The sequence below is a fragment of the Mesorhizobium sp. dw_380 genome, from assembly GCF_018588885.1.
Taxonomy (GTDB): domain Bacteria; phylum Pseudomonadota; class Alphaproteobacteria; order Rhizobiales; family Rhizobiaceae; genus Mesorhizobium.
Genome location: NZ_JAFFIW010000051.1, coordinates 1 through 17,358 on the forward strand (window position 1 = coordinate 1; position 17,358 = coordinate 17,358).

Here is a 17,358-nt window from a genome sequence, read left to right on the forward strand (position 1 = left end):
ATGGCCGGCAGGCCAGAGGGGGGCGCCTCGCACCGGCGTCACTGTCTCTGGCTAACTACTTCAAAAACCCGTTCTTCTTCAAAAAGTCTTCGGCGACGCCCTTGACCGGCTCGCCACCGACCTGCACGCGGCCGTTCAGTTCCTGCAGCGTGACGAGGTCGAGCTTGGCGAAGACCGGCTTCAGCAGCGTCTCGATCTCGGGATGCTCCTTGAGCACGGATTCGCGGATGATCGGCGCCGGTTGGTAGACCGGCTGCACGCCCTTGTCGTCGTCGAGCACGACCAGACCGGATGGCGCGATGCCGCCGTCGGTGCCGTAGACCATGGCGGCGTTGGCGCCGCTGGTCTGGTTGGCGGCCGCGGCAATGGTCGCCGCCGTGTCCCCGCCCGAGAGCGTGATCAGCTGGTCCGGCTTCAACGTGAAGCCATAGGTGGTCTGGAACGCCGGCAGTGCGGCCGCCGAATTGACGAACTCGGCGGAAGCCGCCAGCACCACTTTGCCGCCGCCCGCGACATATTTGCCGAAGTCTGAGAGCGTGGCGAGCTTGTTGGTGTCGGCCACTTCCTTGCGCAGAGCGATCGCCCAGGTGTTGTTGGCCGGCGCTGGCGACAGCCAGACGATCTTGTTGGCGTCGTAGTCGAGCTTTTTGGCCGTCTCAAAGGCCTTGGCGGCGTCCTTCCACAGGGGATCATCGGCCTTCTCGAAGAAGAAGGCGGCGTTGCCGGTGTATTCTGGATAGATGTCGATCTCGCCGGCGGTGATCGCCTTGCGAACCACCGGTGTGCCGCCGAGCTGGATACGATCTGTGGTCTTGATGTTGTTGGCGTTGAGAACGAGCTGGATGATGTTGCCGAGCACGCCGCCCTCGGTGTCGATCTTCGAGGAGACGACCACCTGAGCGCTGGCGGAAGCCACCGTGATGCCAAGCGCCAATGCCGCGCTGGCCAAAACCTTGACTGAAAACATCGTGAAAATCCCTTGCTGTGAACCGAAATGCGGTGGCCGCATATGAGCATGGCTTCAACGGCCAGTCGGGGCACACGGTTTCATAACAATAGGTACAGGCGCAATAATTTTGTTTCGGCGGGCCAAATTCAATTGACGCGTTCCTGACAACACTGTGTCAGCTCAAGATCAGGCGCCGACCTTGCGCGCCGCCGTCATCTTCAGCGTACCCAGCGCCACGAAGCACAACACGGTGACCGGGAATATCATCCAGTTCAGCATGGTCCAGCCCCAGGCGTTGTAAACCATGCCCGACAGCAGCGACGCGCAGGCGACGGAGCCGAACAGGACAAAGTCGTGGAAGCCCTGCACCTTGCCCTTTTCCGACGGCCGATAGCTGGCCGCCACCATGGCGGTGGCGCCGATGAAGCTGAAATTCCAGCCAAGGCCGAGCAGGATCAGCGACGTCCAGAATTGCCACAGCGCCAGGCCCGACAAGGCAACGGCACCACAGCCGACCAGCAGCAGCAGGCCGATGGCGACGATGCGCTCGGCGCCGAACCGGTGGATCAGCGAGCCGGTGAAGAAGCTCGGCGCGAACATCGCCATGACGTGCCAGGAGATGCCCAGCGTCGCATCATCCTCCGACAGACCGCAGCCGACCATGGCGAGCGGCGCGCCGGTCATGACGAAGCTCATCAGCGCATAGCTGCCGACGGCACAAAACAGCGCGGCGACGAAGCGCGGCCTGGTGACGATTTCGGACAGCGGTCTGGCGTCACCCTCGGCAACGTCGACCTTGACCGCGGCTTTCTCCGGCAGGCGCAGAAACGACAAGATGACGGCGCCCACGGCGGCCAGCGGCAGGATGGCGGCGAACGATCCGGCAAACATCACCGGCGCGAACAGTTCGCGGGTGAAGATGACGATCTGCGGCCCAAGGATGGCGGTGACGATGCCGCCGGCCAGCACGAAGGAGATGGCGCGCGCCTTGAACTCCGGCGGTGCGTTGTCGGCGGCGGCGAAGCGGAACTGCTGAACGAAGGCACCGCCGATGCCGATCACCAGCAGCGCGAACGCGAACAGCCAGAAACTGCCATGGAAAAGCGCCACCGTGGCAACCAGGCCGCCAAGCGCGGTGACGACGGTTCCGGTCATGAAGCCGCCGCGCTGGCCCATCCTGCGGATGATAGCCGCGGCGGGCAGAGCGCCGAGCGCCACGCCAAGGTTGAAGCCGGTGATCGGCGCCGTCGCCAGCGATTTGTCGGCACCGAGCAGATATTGCCCGGCCAGCGCGCCCATCGAGATCGCAATCGGTGCCGCCGAGCCTATGATCGCCTGCGATGCGGCGAGGATCAGCGCGGTGCGTCGCCCATCCTTGGCCGTCTCGATGGCAATCGCGGTCACGATGCGTCCTTGCCGCGCCCCTCGCCGCGCACCCGGCGTGACACGCGGTCGAGCACGGCATTGACCAGCTTCGGCTCATCTTCCTCGTAGAAGGCCTTGGCGATGTCGACATATTCCGAAACGATGACCGCCACCGGCACGTCTTCACGCTTCATCAGTTCATAGACGCCGGCGCGCAGGATGGCGCGCAACGTCGAATCGAGCCTCGACAGCGGCCAGTCGTCGGTCAGCGCCTGGCGGATGACAGGATCGATGGTCTTCTGGTCTTCGACGACACCGGTGAGGATAGCGCGGAACCATTGGGCATCGGCCTCGCGATAGAGCGCGCCGTCGACCTCTTTGCCAAGGCGAAACGCCTCATATTCGGCGGTGATCTCGAAAACGCCGCTGCCGGCGACATCCATCTGATAGAGCGCCTGCACAGCGGCGAGACGGGCAGCACCGCGCTTATTGGCCTGGCGCACCGCGGGCTGTCCGGGCGAAGCGGGTTCGCTCACGATCGCGCTCCCAATTGTTCCTTGAGGGCGATCATGGTCAGCGCCGCACGCGCGGCAAAGCCGCCCTTGTCGCCTTCCGAGCGCTTGGCCCGCGTCCACGCCTGTGCGTCGGTCTCGGTGGTCAGGATGCCGTTGCCGATGCAGACGGAGTCCTGCACCGACAGGTCCATGAGCGCGCGGCTGGATTCATTGGCGACGATGTCGAAATGATAGGTGTCGCCGCGAACCACGGTGCCGAGCGCAACGAAGCCGTCGTAATTCGTGCCGCCCTCCGCCGCGCCGTCGAGCGCGAAGGTGATCACCGCGGGTATCTCGAGCGAACCTGGAACGGTGACGACATCGTAAGTCGCGCCCGCTTCATCGAGCGCGCTTGTCGCGCCATCGAGCAGCGCATCGGCAAGGTCGTCGTGGAAGCGCGCTTCGACAATGAGCAGATGCGCCTTCGCCTTCGGACGAATGAAGGCTTTGCCGTGTTGGGATATACCAGCCATAAAAGTCTCCGGGGGGTTGCCGGTGACTTAGGCCGAAGCCGGGTTGATCGCAAGCACAAGATTGGTGGGTGACGTGTCGGCCTACCCTCTCTTTGGGCGAGATGGCGAGACTGGGCAGTCCTCACCAAGGCTTTCAGCCCAGGCAAGAACGGCTTCATGATCCACAACACGGCCGGCATCTACATCGGCCAATGCTTCCCGCGTGAGCCGCTCTGGCTCTTTGGAATTCCTGCTTTCCATCGCAGCTATTTCCCTATTTGAACAGCTCGGCGACAAGTCCATTCGACGAACTATGAGCCCTCTTTCGCCGCCTCCGCCAGCCGCGCCGCGTAGCGGGCCATGGTGTCGATCTCGAGATTGACGCGGTCTCCGACCTTGCGCTCGCCCCAGGTGGTGACGGTCAGCGAGTGATGAATCAACAGCACGTCGAAGCGGGTCCCCTCGACCTTGTTGACGGTGAGTGAGGTGCCGTCGAGCGCCACGGAGCCTTTCGGCGCGATGAATTTCGCCAGATGGCGCGGTGCCTCCAACGTGAAACGCACCGCGTCGCCCTCGTCCTTGCGCTCGATGATCTCGGCGGTGCCATCGACATGGCCTGAAACAATGTGGCCGCCGAGTTCGTCGCCGATCTTCAGCGCCCGCTCCAGATTGACCTTGGAGCCGGATTTCCAACTCGAGGCCGTGGTCAGCCGCAAGGCTTCCTCCCACGCCTCGACCTCGAACCAGCGGGCGTTCGAGCCATGGTCAGGCAAAGCTGTGACCGTCAAGCAGACGCCGCCGCAGGAGATCGAGGCGCCAATGGCAATTGTCCCAGGGTCGTAGGCGGTGTCGATGCGCAAGCCGACGCCCTCGCTCAGCGGCTTTACGGCCGCGACAGTGCCGACATCGGTGACAATTCCGGTAAACATCAGATATTCCTTATCCACTCGGCGTAGCTGTCCTCGCCGAACCGCATCTCGCGCAGCTTGCGAAATCCAGCCGGGATATGGTCGGCGTCGACGGGCGATGCAATGCCGTCTTCGCCGATCGCCTCCGGTCCCTGGAACAGCACGATGCGGTCGACCAGCCCATCGGCCAGGAAAGCACTGGCCACCTTGGCGCCGCCCTCGACCAGCACGCTTGCCATGCCGAGGGCAGCAAGATCCTCAAGCAGTTCCGGCAAGGCTACGCCGCCTTCATGCGTTTCGGTGCCGAGGAAGCGCACGCCGGCGCGCTCGAGCGTGGCACGCCGCTGCTGATCGGCCTCCAGGCAAGCGGCGAGGTAAAGCGGCACGCGATCCACGCCCGAGACTAGCTTCGAGGCCTCCGGCAGCCTGATCTGCCGGTCGAGCACGATGCGCGCCGGCGAACGGTTCTCCAGCCCCGGCAGGCGCACCGTCAGCGCCGGATCGTCTTCCAATGCCGTGCCGATACCGACCAGAATGGCGTCGGCCTCGGCCCGCATCAGATAGACCTCACGGCGCGCGATATCGCCTGTTATCGCGACCTGGCCGGCGCCTTGCCTGCCGATCTTGCCGTCGCTGGAAAGCGCAAGCTTCAAGATAACTTCCGGGCGTTTTTTGAGCGACCGAATGAGGTAGCCAGCCATCTGCTCGGCGGCTTCCGTCGCGAGCACCTTTTCGACCACCTCGACACCGGCGGCGCGCAGGATGGCATAGCCCTTGCCGGAGACGCGCGGATCGGGATCGCTGGCGGCACCCACGACGCGCGCAATGCCGGCATTGACCAGCGCATTGGCGCAAGGCGGCGTGCGGCCGTGATGGGCGCATGGCTCGAGCGTGACGTAAGCCGTGGCACCACGCGCGCGTTTGCCGGCCTCGGCCAGCGCCTCGGTCTCGGCATGCGGCCGGCCGCCAATGGCGGTGACGCCGGTGCCGACGATCATCGGCCCCACGCCGTCGTCACGCACGATCAGCGTGCCGACGGAAGGATTGGTGGAGGTGCGGCCGGCATTCCGACGCGAAAGCCGCAGGGTGGCGGCCATGAAACGGCGATCAAGGGCCGCTTGCTCGGCCTCGCTCAGTTGCGGTGTTGCCATGCTCAGCCGGCGTCCTCTTCGCTCTTGTCTTCGTCGCCCTTCAGCTCGCCCAGCAGCTCATGGAAATCCTTGGCCTCGCGAAAATTGCGGTAGACCGATGCAAAACGCACGTAGGCGACATCATCGAGCGATTTCAGCGCCTCCATGACCAAGCGCCCGACCTCGCCGGAAGCCACTTCCGTCTCGCCGGAGCTTTCGAGCTGGCGCACGATGCCGGTCACCGCACGGTCGATACGCTCGGGATCGACATTGCGCTTGCGCACCGCGATCTCGACCGAACGCAGCAGCTTGTCGCGGTCGAACGGCACTTTCCGGCCCGACTTCTTGACCACGACCAGATCGCGCAACTGCACGCGCTCAAAGGTGGTGAAACGGCCGCCGCAATCGGGGCAGACACGCCGCCGGCGGATCGCCGCGCCATCCTCGGCGGGGCGCGAATCCTTCACCTGCGTATCTTCGGACTGGCAATAGGGACAGCGCATGAAAAGCCTTGGGTTCGCGAATCTGGTGAGGCGAAAGGCTTAGAGCCTTTCCGGTCCGGATTGAAGCAGTTCCGCCTCTTCTACGGCCCGCCGCATCAGAGATAGCGAGGCGCGAGGAAGATTGCCAGCGCGGCAACCAGCCAGACGGCGATGCCGCCGGCAACAGCCAGGCGATAATCAACCTTGTCGATCAACAGCCAGCAGGCCCCGAGGAAGGCAAGATAGGCGGGAATTGTCTTGACGCCGGCAAGGCAGGCATCGCGGAAGCCACCTGGATCATCCTTGGCGCCCACGGCGAGCAAGGCGATGACGGCAAAGGTCGGCGCCAGCGGCAATATCCCGGGCAGGACATTGCCCCGCTTGGACGCCCAGACGATCAGCGCCGTCACCAGCCCGCCGACCACGCCCTTCCAGACGACATCCATGCGCAGCCCCTATCGCGATCCGGCAGTCCGCGTCACGGCGCGACGTCTTTGGTTGGGAAGCCGCAGGACGTTCCGAGGTTGCGGTAGGCCTTGGTAAAACCCTCCATCGGGATGCTGGCGACAGCCTGCTTGCCGAAAGTCACATCGAGCGAAGTCACCTGGCGCATGGCACGCAGCAGCGCGAGGCTGGTCTTGGCCTGATTGTCGACCGTCCAGCTCGGGCGGCCGATGACGGCATCGTTGGAATAGACCGTTGCCGAAACCTTCACGCCGGGATCGCCGAATGTCGCAGCGATCTTCTTGCCGGTCGGCAGGTTCCGGTTGTCAACGGTGAGCATGACGGCCGGATAGCCATCGGGCGGCAGCGCATCGCCGGTCGAAATCGACAAGGTCAGTGTGCCCGAATTGCCACCCGTATCGAAGAACGCCGTAGAAGCCGCGCAGGTCTTGTGTGCGTCCTGTCCGGTGTCGAGCGTGTCGACCATGGTTGTCCACCTGCCGAACGTGCTGGTGGCAGGCATGTCCGGGGCGGGCTGCGTCTGCGCCGAAGCTGGCCCGCAAACGGCCAGCCAGCCGACGGCACCGAGCGTAGCAAGACGAATATCGCGCATCATCAATTCTCCAGTTCCATGCGCCACCCGATCAGGGGTGACGCGCTGCCGGCGGATAAAAGATGACGCGTCCCGTCTGGTCAACCGAGATAAGGATAAAGCGGAAAACGATCGGTCAGCGCCACGACCTTGGCCTTGACCGCCGCTTCCACCGCGGCGTTGCCCTCGTCGGAATTGGCAACCTTGAGGCCATCCAGCACTTCGGCGATCAGCTTGCCGATCTCGCGGAACTCGGCCTGGCCGAAGCCGCGCGTGGTGCCGGCCGGCGTGCCGAGCCGCACGCCCGAGGTGACGAAGGGCTTTTCCGGGTCGAAGGGGATGCCGTTCTTGTTGCAGGTGATGTTGGCGCGGCCAAGGGCTGCCTCGGCACGCTTGCCGGTGGCGTTCTTGGGGCGCAGGTCGACCAGCATCAGATGGTTGTCGGTGCCGCCGGACACGATGTCGAGGCCTGTCTCCTTGAGGCTCGAAGCCAGCGCCTTGGCGTTGGCGGCGACACTCTCGGCATAGACCTTGAAGCTCGGCTTCAGCGCCTCGCCGAAGGCCACTGCCTTGGCGGCGATGACATGCATCAACGGGCCGCCCTGCAGGCCGGGGAACACGGCCGAGTTCATCTTCTTGGCGATGTCCTCGTCGTTGCACAGGATCATGCCGCCGCGCGGACCGCGCAGCGATTTGTGCGTGGTGGTCGTCACCACATGCGCGTGCGGCAGCGGCGACGGATGCACGCCGCCGGCTACGAGGCCGGCAATATGCGCCATGTCGACCATCAGGTAAGCGCCGACCGCATCCGCGATCTCGCGAAAACGCTTCCAGTCCCAGACGCGAGAATAGGCGGTGCCGCCGGCCAGGATCAGCTTCGGCTTGGTCTCGTGGGCGGTCTTCTCGATCGCGTCCATGTCGAGCAGATGGTCGTCCTTGCGCACGCCATAGGAGACGACCTTGAACCATTTGCCGCTCATGTTGACCGGCGAGCCGTGGGTGAGATGGCCACCGGAATTGAGGTCGAGGCCCATGAAGGTATCGCCGGGCTGCAGCAGCGCCAGGAACACCGCCTGGTTCATCTGGCTGCCCGAATTCGGCTGGACGTTGGCGAAATTGCAGCCGAACAGCTTTTTCGCACGCTCGATGGCCAGTTCCTCAGCCACGTCGACGAATTGGCAGCCGCCATAGTAGCGCTTGCCCGGATAGCCCTCGGCATATTTGTTGGTCATGATCGACCCCTGCGCCTCGAGCACCGCGCGCGAAACGATGTTTTCCGACGCGATCAGCTCGATCTCGTGGCGCTGGCGGCCGAGCTCGTTGCGGATGGCGCCGAAAATCTCCGGATCAGCGTCTTCCAGCGTGGTTTCGAAGAAGGACTCGAATTTGTTCGACGCTGCCGCTGCTATTGCCATGGCCTGTTTCCCTTAGGTCCGGAGGTCGGTTTTGTCTTGAGCATGCCGCTGTCCCCAACCCTGCACACTTTTGGGCGACATGCATTGGGTTCGCCGGGCCATTAACACAGTTGTTTTCGCCTCGCCACGTTTGCGGCGCGAAATTTGCTGGCCGGTTTGCGGCAGAGGCTGCAAATCCACAGCACCTGGGCGTTGCCGGTCCTATTTGCGCGTCTGCCTGCCGTTCAAAAGGGCTTCCGTGAGGGTGATCTCGGTGAACAGCGCCCGCGCCGTGTGGTCGTTGATCTCGCCGCGGCGCAGCATGGCGCGCAGGGCATCCCGCTCGGCGGCGATGCCGGCGAGCCTCAGATCGATCTCCAGCCTCCCCGCCTCACGCATCTCGGCACGGGCTTCATCGGCCTCGTCGGACGCGGCGATGCGCCGCCGGTAGGCAGCGACAATGCCGTTGGCGGCGGCGAGCCTGACACCTGGCACATCGCCCTCCCCTTCGTCGTCCGTCTGGGCGATGCTCTCGAGACGGGCGATTGCCGCCTTTGCCGCGCCGACACGCGCCGTGCGTTCCTCGGCAGCGCCGGCGTCTTCGCCCGGCTCGACCAGCCCGCGCGCAATCACCGGCAGGGCAAGGCTGGCGATCACCAGGGAGCAGATGATGACGCCGGCGGCGAGGAAGATGACCAGATCGCGCGCGGGAAATGGCGAGCCGTCCTGCAAGGACAGCGGCAGCGACAATATGCCGGCCAGCGTGATGGCCCCACGCACGCCCGCCACCGATCCTGCCAGCCGCACGCGCAGGCCGAATGGCTCGGCCTTACGCCTGCCGAGCCGTGCTGCGATCGCGGCCGTGATGTCTCCAATCCAGATCCAGACGAAGCGGAGCGCGATCAAGCAGAGCGTCAGCGCCAGCACGGTCAGGACCGGCTGGATGATGGGATAGTGGCCGGTGAGCTCCGGCGGCACCTTGCGGATGATCTCGGGAAGCTGCAGGCCGAGCACGATGAACAGCGCGCCGTTGAAGACGAAGGAAAACGTCGTCCAGAGCGCAATCGTCTGCATGCGCGCCGAGACGCCGAGGAAGCGGAATATGCCGGTGCTCCCGGTCAAAAGGCCGGCGGTGACCGCGGCCAGGATGCCAGAGGCCCCAAAATGCTCGGCGCCGAGATAGGCGACGAAGGGGAGCAGGATGGTGATCAGCACCTGCGCCTCGGCCGGCACGCCGCCGATGCGGTTGAGCAGTTGCAGCATCTTGGCGGCGACGAACAATGCCGCAACGCCGGTCAGGATGCCCACCGCCACGGCGTAGAGGAAACTCAGCGAGGCGGCAGCGAAGGAAAAGCTGCCGGTCAATGCCGCCGCGACGGCAAAGCGGAACATGACTAGGCCCGACGCATCGTTGAGCAGCGACTCGCCTTCCAGAATATGCATCAGCCGCGCCGGAACCACGTTCCTGTCGACGATCGAGGAGACAGCCACCGCATCGGTGGGCGACAGCACCGCGGCGAGCGCGAAGGCCACGACCAGCGGAATGCCCGGCACCAGCCAGTGCAAGGCATAGCCGAAGCCGACGATGGTGAAGAAGACCAGGCCGATGGCAAGGTCGAGGATCGGGCCGCGCAAAGCGATCAGCTCGCGCTTGGGCGCGCCAAAAGCATCGCTGAACAGCAGCGGCGGAATGAACACCAGCAGGAACAGTTCCGGATCGATCTCGACATGGATGCCGCGCACCGGCCATGCGAGGGCGGCGCCTATGGCGATCTGCAGCACTGGCAGCGGCACCCGCACCAGCCGCACCAGCGCGCCGGAAACGGCGACGAAGACGAGCACGACGAGGACGAAGATGGCGGCTTGCATGGCGCGATTCCGGATGTTTGGCGAACCATGCGCAATCGCCGGCCTCGCGTCCAGACAGCGCCGGCGCGTCGCTGGTGGGCTGCTCACCAGCGACTGATTTGACGCCCTCCGCAAACAGAAAAGCCGCCTCAAAGGCGGCCTTCCATTATATTTATCAGGCGCTTAGAGCGAAGATGTGATCTGCAGCTCGCTGGCGCCGTCCAGCGCGTAGACGTCGTCGCGGAACTGGACGACGCCGGGTCCCGTCGACCAGGCAGAGAGATAGAGGAAGTGCACCGGCACCGGGTTGGTGACCTGGATCGGCGTGTTCTGGCCGGTCTTGATCGCCGCTTCGAAATGCTGGCGGTCCCAGCCGGGCGTGTCGCGCAGGATCCAGGTGACGAGATCGCGCACGTTCTGGACGCGCACGCAGCCCGAGGAATCGAAGCGCATCATCTTGCCGAACAGGCTCTGCTGCGGCGTATCGTGCATGTAGACGCCGTCCGGGCTCGGAAAATTGATCTTGACCGACGACATGGCGTTTTCCGAACCCGGATCCTGGCGGAAACGGTACTTGGCGGCATCGTCGGTCGACCAGTCCACGTTCATCGGATCGACTTCGCTGCCATCCGGCGCGAACAGGCGGATATGGCTGTTCTTCAAATAGTCGGGATCCTTCCGCATCAGCGGAATGATGTCCTTGCGCACGATCGAGACCGGCGCGTTCCAGTACGGGTTGACGATGATCTCGTTGATCTTGGAATTGACGATCGGCGTCTGGCGATCGATCTTGCCGACGATGGCGGTGTGGCGAAGCACGACGCGGTCGTTCTCGACCGCTTCGATCTGCGCCGCCGGAATGTCGACCAGTACATAGCGGCTGCCCAGCGTGCCGGCCTTCTCCTTCAGCCGTTGCAGATTGGTCTGCAGCTGGCCGAGCCGGATCTGCGCCGAAACGTTCATCGCCGCATAGGTGTATTTGCCCATCGAGCCGTCGGCCGGCAGGCCGTGGCGCAACTGGAAGCGCTTGACCGCCGAGTCGACATAGGAATCGAAGGCCGTCGAAATGCCGGCACTCTGCGACAGGTCGCCTGCGATCATCAGGCGCTTGCGCAGAGGCACGACATCGGGATCATCGACGCCGAGCTGCAGCTTCTTGGTCGCCGGAACCTCTACCCAGCCGCCCTGGCCGACGATGTTCTGATACTGCGCCACCGCCTGCTCGGTAAATGCAACGGTCTGCGGGCTGAAGATCGGCAGCGTCGAGGCCACCTTGCCGCCCTCGCTGGCGCGGGCGTCGAACTGGTCGTCCCAATTGCCGCGGGCCGAGGATTTCAGGATATCCCCGATCACGTCCTGCGCGCTCGCACGGCCGGCCACCATGGCGGCGGCGAGCGCGGAGGCTCCGGAAAGGAAAAAGCGGCGGCTGGTTCTCATGGACGTTCCAGACATATGTAACGGTTCGATCACTTGCTGCGTTGATCATCGGGCGATCTCGCCCGCACTCTAAAATTGGCAATCTTAACAATTAGCCAACCATGGTCCGTATCACCTTGGTGTGACGATGCACGAGGCGCGATACGGTTGCGGGTGGACGCATGGTCTTCACGACAGCATCACTGCCACTCTCGGTTCCACTGGAATATGGCGGCAACGTGGCCTTGCGCCCAAATCGAGCCGACCGGCGTAGCGAAAAGAAAAGACCGATGCTTTTCGGCACCGGCCCTGACTGGAGGTCGCTGTTTCGGCCGCGCTTCTGTGGCGCGGGCCAGATCTGGTGCGGCGCCTTACATCCGGTAGGCGATGGTGTCGTTCCAGAAGCGGTCGAGCCGCTGCAGGGCGCGGTTCATCTGCTTGAACTCGTCGGTGTTGATGCCGCCGACCTGCTCGATCGAGCCGACATGGCGCTCATAGAGACCGGCGACGACATCCGCGACCTCATTGCCCTTCGGCGTCAGCGACACGCGGACCGAACGGCGGTCGATGCGCGAGCGCTGGTGGTTGATGAAGCCGAGATCGACCAGTTTCTTCAGATTGTAGGACACGTTCGAGCCGAGATAATAACCACGCGAGCGCAGCTCGCCGGCGGTCAGCTCGGAATTGCCGATGTTGAACAGCAGCAGCGCCTGGATGGCATTGATGTCGGAACGGCCATTGCGGTCGAATTCATCCTTGATGACATCAAGCAGACGGCGATGCAGCCGCTCAACAAGCTGCAGCGATTCCATGTACAGGGAACGGATCGCCTCGCGGCGATCGTCGGAAACGTTGGCGGTCTTCGCCGCCGGACGCGAATTGATCATTGTCTTTGCCTCTCGTTTGTCGCCCTGGTGATTTTTTGTTTTTCACCTTGATCGCGACACTATCGAATACTCATAAAATTCGACTTAAACGCTAGGGCTAACAAGAGCTTACCGGTAAGAGGTTTCGAAACAGGATTAACGAACGGTCACCCGAGCAAGGATAATTAACCTAAAGGCTTAGGCACCTATCTCAAGGCTCAATCCGGGCGTCTGCCAAGTCATCAATGCCCTCAACGGCTTAGTGCCGTGGGGGGCGTTTCTGCAGGTAGATGACGACGCGAAAGACGATGTAGAGCACCGCCACAGCCGCATGCGAAACGACGATCAGCAGCCGATGACCGAAAAGCTCGGGAAAGCCGGCATACATGACCGTCTCGGTGACCGCGCAGATGAACCAGATCACCGGGCCCCACGAGGCCAGCATCCACAGCCCCGCAGCCGCAAAGGGGAAGAACACGGCGAGCATCACCGCCGCCACCTGCCAATGCACCGGCATCAGGTCGAAACGCCAGAGCGATCCCGGATAGAAGCCGATCAGCTTGATCCAGTACAGGATGCCGAACAGCAGGCAGTAGCCTGATATGACGCGCTGGAACCAGGCGAAGATCACCTCGACCGTCGAGGGCTGAAGCACCACGCGTCTCGACGTCACCTCGCTCATACCAGGAGTTCCCATTCACCGAGCGGAGCGAAATAGGCCTCGACATCCGCCTCGCTGACCGCATCGAGGCTCGCCGGCCGCCATTGCGGCTTCGAGCCCTTGTCGATGATGGCGGCGCGGATGCCTTCGTAGAAATCGTGGCCGGCAAGCATGCGGTTCAGGATGCGGAATTCCATTTTCATGCAGTCGTCCATCGACAGCGTCAGCCCGGCGCTGATCTGCCGCCAGGCGACACGAAGGCTGGTCGGCGAACGCGTGCGGATCGTCGCCAGCGTCTTTGCCGCGAATTCGTCGGTGCTTGCCGCGCGTTCCAGGCTGACGACGACATCCTGCAGCGACGGTTGGGCGAAATGGCGCAATATCGCTTCCAGGGTCGACCTGTCGGTCTCACGCTTGGCCGGAACAAAGAACCCACGCAGCACCGATTCCGGATCGCCGGTCAGCGCCAGCCGATCGAGGAAGCTGGCCTGGTCTTCGGCCTTGATGGTGTGGGTGGCCAGCCCCGACCACAGCGCGTCGCCATAGCGGATGCGGTTCCCGGTCAGGGCCAGATACATGCCGAAGCAGCCGCCAAGGCCGGGCAGCAAATGGCTGGCGCCGACATCCGGGAAAAAGCCGATGCCGACCTCCGGCATGGCGAACTGGGCATTCTCGGTCATCACCCGGTGCGAACCGTGAAAGGAAATGCCGACGCCGCCACCCATGACGATGCCGTCGATGAGTGCCACGTAAGGCTTGCGGAAGCTGTTGATGCGGGCGTTCAGCCGATACTCGTCGGCAAAGAACTCGACTGGCGGTTTTCCGGCCCGGCCGGCTTCGTAGATGTGCAGGATATCGCCTCCGGCCGAAAACGCCCTGCCCTCAGCCTTGAGGACCACGACATCAACGCCGTCGTCGCGCTCCCAGGAACGCAGGGCCTTGCCCAGCGCCTTGATCATGCGATGGGTGACGGCATTGAGCGCCTGTGGCCGCGTCAGGGTGACGACACCGGCCCGGCCCAACCGTTCGAAGCGAATTTCGTCGCCTCCACCAAAATCCATCGCCAGAGAATCCCTTCCCCGCGCCTGCGGGACTGAAGTGCTAAAGGCGACGCATGGGTGCGTCAATGGCAGCCGCCTCCGCGCCGCGGTCTGGCGACCGGCGGCGGCGGGTGCTACGAAGATCGCCACCGTTGCAAGCGAAGCGCCGATACCGTGGCACGGATGGCTTCGGGGGGGCAGTTGGCCATGTCCGGATTTCTTCGTTCCGCACTTTTGACGGTCGGGCTTGTGATCGCTGGCCTTGCACCGCGCACCGCGTTCGCCGTCACGATCGACGAACTCTACCGCTCGCAGACCATCGTCACCGGCCAGGGCGAAGAGAACCGCCAGATAGGCTTCAGGGACTGCCTGGACCGGGTTCTGGTCAGGGTCTCGGGCGATCAGCGACTGCTCAAGAAACCCGAAATGGCGGGGCTGCGCGACAAGGCCGGCAGTTTCGTCGATTCCTTCCGCTACCATGACCGGCTGGAGGGCATCCCGATCCATGACGAGCAAGGCACGCATGACCGGCCGCATGATCTCACCTGCCTCTACAAGCCCGCCACGGTCAACAAGCTGCTTGCGCAACTCGGCAGCAGGCCCTGGCTTGGTGGGCGACCGACGCTGACGATACTTTTGGCCGTGGAACGTGCAGGGCGTGGCTTCGTACTCGCCAGTGACGGGGACGAGAGCCCCTATATGCGGGAATCGTTTGAGGCGGCTGCCCAGCCCCTGGCAATGTCGATCGTCATTCCAGACAAGGCTACGCTCACCAAGGGTGGCTTCATTTTCGAGGAGGTAAGGGCCATGGCCACCTCGCCTGAACTGCTGGGCGGCTATGCAAGAACCCTTGGCGGCCGACCGCTGCTTTTCGGGCACATCAGTTGGCGCGACAAGGAATTGGGCTGGTTCGTCGACTGGTGGCTTGCGGTCGATGGCAAAACCTATGAGTGGCAGGTCCGCGGCGTCAGCTTCGACGAGGCGTTCCGCGCCGCAATCCGTGGCGCCGCACAAATACTGTCGGGCAATGGCCAACCCGGCTGATATAGCGTGCGGCTCCTGGCACAAACGTGTCGCATTGGTCAGCACCAAGTGCTCGTGGTAAAAGCCGCTGATCCGGAGTTTTGGCAATGAACAAATTCACCCCGACGAAGCCAGCCGGCGCGCGCAGCGTCGACGAAATCACCGGCAGCCGCCGCCTGCGCCGCATGCGCAAGGCCGACTGGTCGCGCCGGCTCGTGCAGGAGAACCGGCTTTCGGTAGACGACCTGATCTGGCCGATCTTCGTCGTCGAGGGCACACAAGTGCGCGAGCCGATCGCCGCCATGCCGGGCGTCTTCCGCCTGTCGGTCGACCTTGCCGTCAAGGAGGCCGAACGCGCGGCCAAGCTCGGCATTCCGGCACTCGCCACCTTCCCCAATGTCGATCTCGGCCTGCGCGATCAGACCGGCTCGCATATCCTCGATCCCGACAATGTCATCAATCGCGCTACCCGCGCCATAAAGGACGCGGTGCCCGAGATCGGCATCATCACCGACGCCGCGCTGGATCCCTTCACCAGTCACGGCCATGACGGCATCCTGCGCGACGGCATCATCGTCAACGATGAAACGGTCGAGCAGGTCGCGGCGGCGGCCGTCATCCAGGCCGCGGCCGGCGCCGATATCATCGCACCGTCCGACATGATGGATGGCCGCATCGGCGCCATCCGCGACGCGCTCGACGCCAACGGTTTTCAGGACGTGGCGATCATGTCCTACGCGACGAAGTTCGCCTCGGCTTTCTACGGCCCCTATCGCGAGGCGGTCGGCACCGCCGGCCTGCTCAAGGGCGACAAGAAGACCTATTACATCGACCACGCCAATTCGGACGAGGCGGTGCGCGAGGCCGAGCAGGATATCGCCGAGGGTGCCGACATGCTGATGGTCAAGCCCGGCCTGCCCTATCTCGACATCATCCGCAGGCTGAAGGACGAATTCCAGATGCCGACCTTCGCCTACCAGGTGTCGGGCGAATATTCGATGATCAAGGCAGCGGGCGCCAATGGCTGGATCGACGGCGAGAAGGCAATGCTGGAGAGCTTGCTTGCCTTCAAGCGCGCCGGCTGCGACGGTATTTTGACCTATTTCGCGCCCGAAGTGGCAGCGATGCTGAAGGGGTAGTTTCTCGCCACTTTCCCCGGGCAGCATCTGTCCGACGCAACGCCGGGCGGCAACATGGTCGTCTATATGAGCGGCATCCGCGACTTCCAAGGAACTAGCGGGCACGGACTACCGCCACTGAATCCTGGCCTCGAGCATGAAGACGGGCGGCTGACGGTCGAGGTCATCGATCCGTTCAACAATCATATCCGCTTCATGGAACTCACCGGCGAATGAGCTGATACATTGGCGGTCTTGGCGGCCGCCACTTTTCATCCGACCGATCATCAGGAAACAGCCGGCAGATCGGCCGGCAGCGAAGTCCGGACATGAATCTTTCCACCGTCGGAAATACCGCTTGCATTTTGCAATCAGATTGCTACAAATAACCACTTGCAAAAAACAACTAGTTACTGAGGAGGTCTTCCATGTCCAAGCTTCGCGTCAACGCATTCACCCTGTCGCTCGACGGCTATGGCGCCGGTCCTGATCAGGACCTGCAAAATCCGCTCGGTGTCGGCGGGGAAGCCTTGCACAAGTGGATATTCGGCACCCGCACCTTCCGCAAGATGGTCCTCGGGAAGGATGGCGGCACCACCGATACCGACGAGACGTTCGCGGCGCGCAGCTTCGAAAATGTCGGCGCCTGGATCCTCGGCCGCAACATGTTCGGGCCGATCCGCGGCGAATGGCCTGACGAGACATGGAAGGGCTGGTGGGGCGACAACCCGCCCTACCACGTGCCGGTTTTCGTGCTGACCCACCACAAGCGGGCACCCATCACCATGGAAGGCGGCACCACCTTTCACTTCGTCACCGACGGCATCCATTCGGCGCTCGCGCAGGCGAAGTCGGCGGCCAACGGCAAGGACGTGCGGGTCGGAGGCGGCGTCGCCACCATCCGCCAGTATCTCCAGGAGAAGCTGATCGACGAGATGCACCTGGCGATCGCGCCGGTGCTGCTTGGCAGGGGCGAGAACCTTTTTGCCGGCCTCGATATGGTGGAGCTCGGCTATCAATGCAGCGAGCAGGTTGCCACGCCGCTCGCCACGCATGTGGTGATCAAACGGGCTTAGGTTTCACCCTCCCCCTTGTGGGGAGGGTCGGCGAGTGCGC

At 63.6% G+C, this 17,358-nt stretch carries 20 protein-coding genes; 4 read left to right on the forward strand and 16 right to left on the reverse strand.

Features of this window, described 5'->3' with window-relative positions:
* Positions 1 to 55: 55 nt before the first annotated feature.
* The 16 genes from osmF to JT360_RS29695 form a co-directional block, all read right to left on the reverse strand.
* The gene (gene osmF, locus JT360_RS29625; RefSeq protein ID WP_214476397.1) at positions 56 to 967 is read right to left on the reverse strand and encodes a glycine betaine ABC transporter substrate-binding protein OsmF; all 912 of its coding nucleotides are present in this window, start codon (positions 965 to 967) and stop codon (positions 56 to 58) included.
* Between the two features lie 168 nt (positions 968 to 1,135).
* Positions 1,136 to 2,353 (reverse strand): MFS transporter, encoded by a 1,218-nt coding sequence (locus JT360_RS29630; protein ID WP_214476399.1) that lies wholly within the window; start codon positions 2,351 to 2,353, stop codon positions 1,136 to 1,138.
* Positions 2,350 to 2,850 carry a transcription antitermination factor NusB gene (nusB, locus tag JT360_RS29635; RefSeq protein WP_214476401.1) on the reverse strand — a complete coding sequence of 167 codons (501 nt, stop codon included), beginning with the start codon at positions 2,848 to 2,850 and terminating at the stop codon, positions 2,350 to 2,352. Before nusB ends, JT360_RS29630 begins: the two co-directional genes overlap by 4 nt.
* The gene (gene ribH, locus JT360_RS29640) at positions 2,847 to 3,341 is read right to left on the reverse strand and encodes a 6,7-dimethyl-8-ribityllumazine synthase (protein WP_214476403.1); all 495 of its coding nucleotides are present in this window, start codon (positions 3,339 to 3,341) and stop codon (positions 2,847 to 2,849) included. The genes nusB and ribH overlap by 4 nt, the downstream gene beginning before the upstream one ends.
* Positions 3,342 to 3,422: 81 nt before the next feature.
* Positions 3,423 to 3,623 (reverse strand): hypothetical protein, encoded by a 201-nt coding sequence (locus JT360_RS33840; RefSeq protein ID WP_502845496.1) that lies wholly within the window; start codon positions 3,621 to 3,623, stop codon positions 3,423 to 3,425.
* An 8-nt stretch (positions 3,624 to 3,631) separates the two neighbouring features.
* Positions 3,632 to 4,249 (reverse strand): riboflavin synthase, encoded by a 618-nt coding sequence (locus JT360_RS29645; RefSeq protein WP_214476405.1) that lies wholly within the window; start codon positions 4,247 to 4,249, stop codon positions 3,632 to 3,634.
* The gene (gene ribD / locus JT360_RS29650) at positions 4,249 to 5,379 is read right to left on the reverse strand and encodes a bifunctional diaminohydroxyphosphoribosylaminopyrimidine deaminase/5-amino-6-(5-phosphoribosylamino)uracil reductase RibD (protein ID WP_214476407.1); all 1,131 of its coding nucleotides are present in this window, start codon (positions 5,377 to 5,379) and stop codon (positions 4,249 to 4,251) included. The genes JT360_RS29645 and ribD overlap by 1 nt, the downstream gene beginning before the upstream one ends.
* A gap of 2 nt (positions 5,380 to 5,381) precedes the next feature.
* Positions 5,382 to 5,861, reverse strand: coding sequence for a transcriptional regulator NrdR (gene nrdR / locus JT360_RS29655; protein WP_010915593.1), 480 nt, complete (start codon positions 5,859 to 5,861; stop codon positions 5,382 to 5,384).
* 95 nt (positions 5,862 to 5,956) lie between these two features.
* Positions 5,957 to 6,286, reverse strand: a complete 330-nt coding sequence (locus tag JT360_RS29660) for a GlpM family protein (RefSeq protein ID WP_214476409.1) — start codon at positions 6,284 to 6,286, stop codon at positions 5,957 to 5,959.
* A gap of 32 nt (positions 6,287 to 6,318) precedes the next feature.
* Complete coding sequence (locus JT360_RS29665; RefSeq protein WP_214476459.1) at positions 6,319 to 6,897, reverse strand: invasion associated locus B family protein; 579 nt, start codon at positions 6,895 to 6,897, stop codon at positions 6,319 to 6,321.
* 80 nt (positions 6,898 to 6,977) lie between these two features.
* Entirely contained in the window at positions 6,978 to 8,291 is a 1,314-nt protein-coding gene (gene glyA / locus JT360_RS29670) for a serine hydroxymethyltransferase (RefSeq protein WP_214476410.1), read from the reverse strand.
* Positions 8,292 to 8,492: 201 nt separating this feature from the next.
* Positions 8,493 to 10,139 (reverse strand): Na+/H+ antiporter, encoded by a 1,647-nt coding sequence (locus JT360_RS29675; RefSeq protein WP_214476412.1) that lies wholly within the window; start codon positions 10,137 to 10,139, stop codon positions 8,493 to 8,495.
* A 162-nt stretch (positions 10,140 to 10,301) separates the two neighbouring features.
* Complete coding sequence (locus tag JT360_RS29680; RefSeq protein WP_214476414.1) at positions 10,302 to 11,555, reverse strand: L,D-transpeptidase family protein; 1,254 nt, start codon at positions 11,553 to 11,555, stop codon at positions 10,302 to 10,304.
* A 350-nt stretch (positions 11,556 to 11,905) separates the two neighbouring features.
* Positions 11,906 to 12,421, reverse strand: coding sequence for a transcriptional regulator LdtR (ldtR, locus tag JT360_RS29685; protein WP_013896002.1), 516 nt, complete (start codon positions 12,419 to 12,421; stop codon positions 11,906 to 11,908).
* Between the two features lie 238 nt (positions 12,422 to 12,659).
* On the reverse strand, positions 12,660 to 13,082 hold the full coding sequence (locus tag JT360_RS29690; RefSeq protein ID WP_214476416.1) for a DUF6163 family protein: 423 nt from the start codon (positions 13,080 to 13,082) through the stop codon (positions 12,660 to 12,662).
* On the reverse strand, positions 13,079 to 14,122 hold the full coding sequence (locus JT360_RS29695) for an enoyl-CoA hydratase/isomerase family protein (RefSeq protein WP_214476418.1): 1,044 nt from the start codon (positions 14,120 to 14,122) through the stop codon (positions 13,079 to 13,081). Before JT360_RS29695 ends, JT360_RS29690 begins: the two co-directional genes overlap by 4 nt.
* Before the next feature lie 186 nt (positions 14,123 to 14,308).
* Between JT360_RS29695 and JT360_RS29700 the strand changes: the two genes are divergently transcribed.
* From JT360_RS29700 to JT360_RS29715, 4 genes are all read left to right on the forward strand, one after another.
* On the forward strand, positions 14,309 to 15,145 hold the full coding sequence (locus JT360_RS29700; protein WP_214476420.1) for a DUF2066 domain-containing protein: 837 nt from the start codon (positions 14,309 to 14,311) through the stop codon (positions 15,143 to 15,145).
* Between the two features lie 86 nt (positions 15,146 to 15,231).
* Positions 15,232 to 16,263: a porphobilinogen synthase gene (hemB, locus tag JT360_RS29705; protein ID WP_214476421.1), complete on the forward strand. Its 1,032-nt coding sequence runs from the start codon at positions 15,232 to 15,234 to the stop codon at positions 16,261 to 16,263.
* A 27-nt stretch (positions 16,264 to 16,290) separates the two neighbouring features.
* A complete protein-coding gene (locus JT360_RS29710) occupies positions 16,291 to 16,479 on the forward strand; it encodes a glyoxalase superfamily protein (RefSeq protein WP_284732051.1) in 189 nt (62 codons plus the stop codon).
* A gap of 191 nt (positions 16,480 to 16,670) precedes the next feature.
* Positions 16,671 to 17,318 carry a dihydrofolate reductase family protein gene (locus tag JT360_RS29715; protein ID WP_214476425.1) on the forward strand — a complete coding sequence of 216 codons (648 nt, stop codon included), beginning with the start codon at positions 16,671 to 16,673 and terminating at the stop codon, positions 17,316 to 17,318.
* Positions 17,319 to 17,358: the final 40 nt, after the last annotated feature.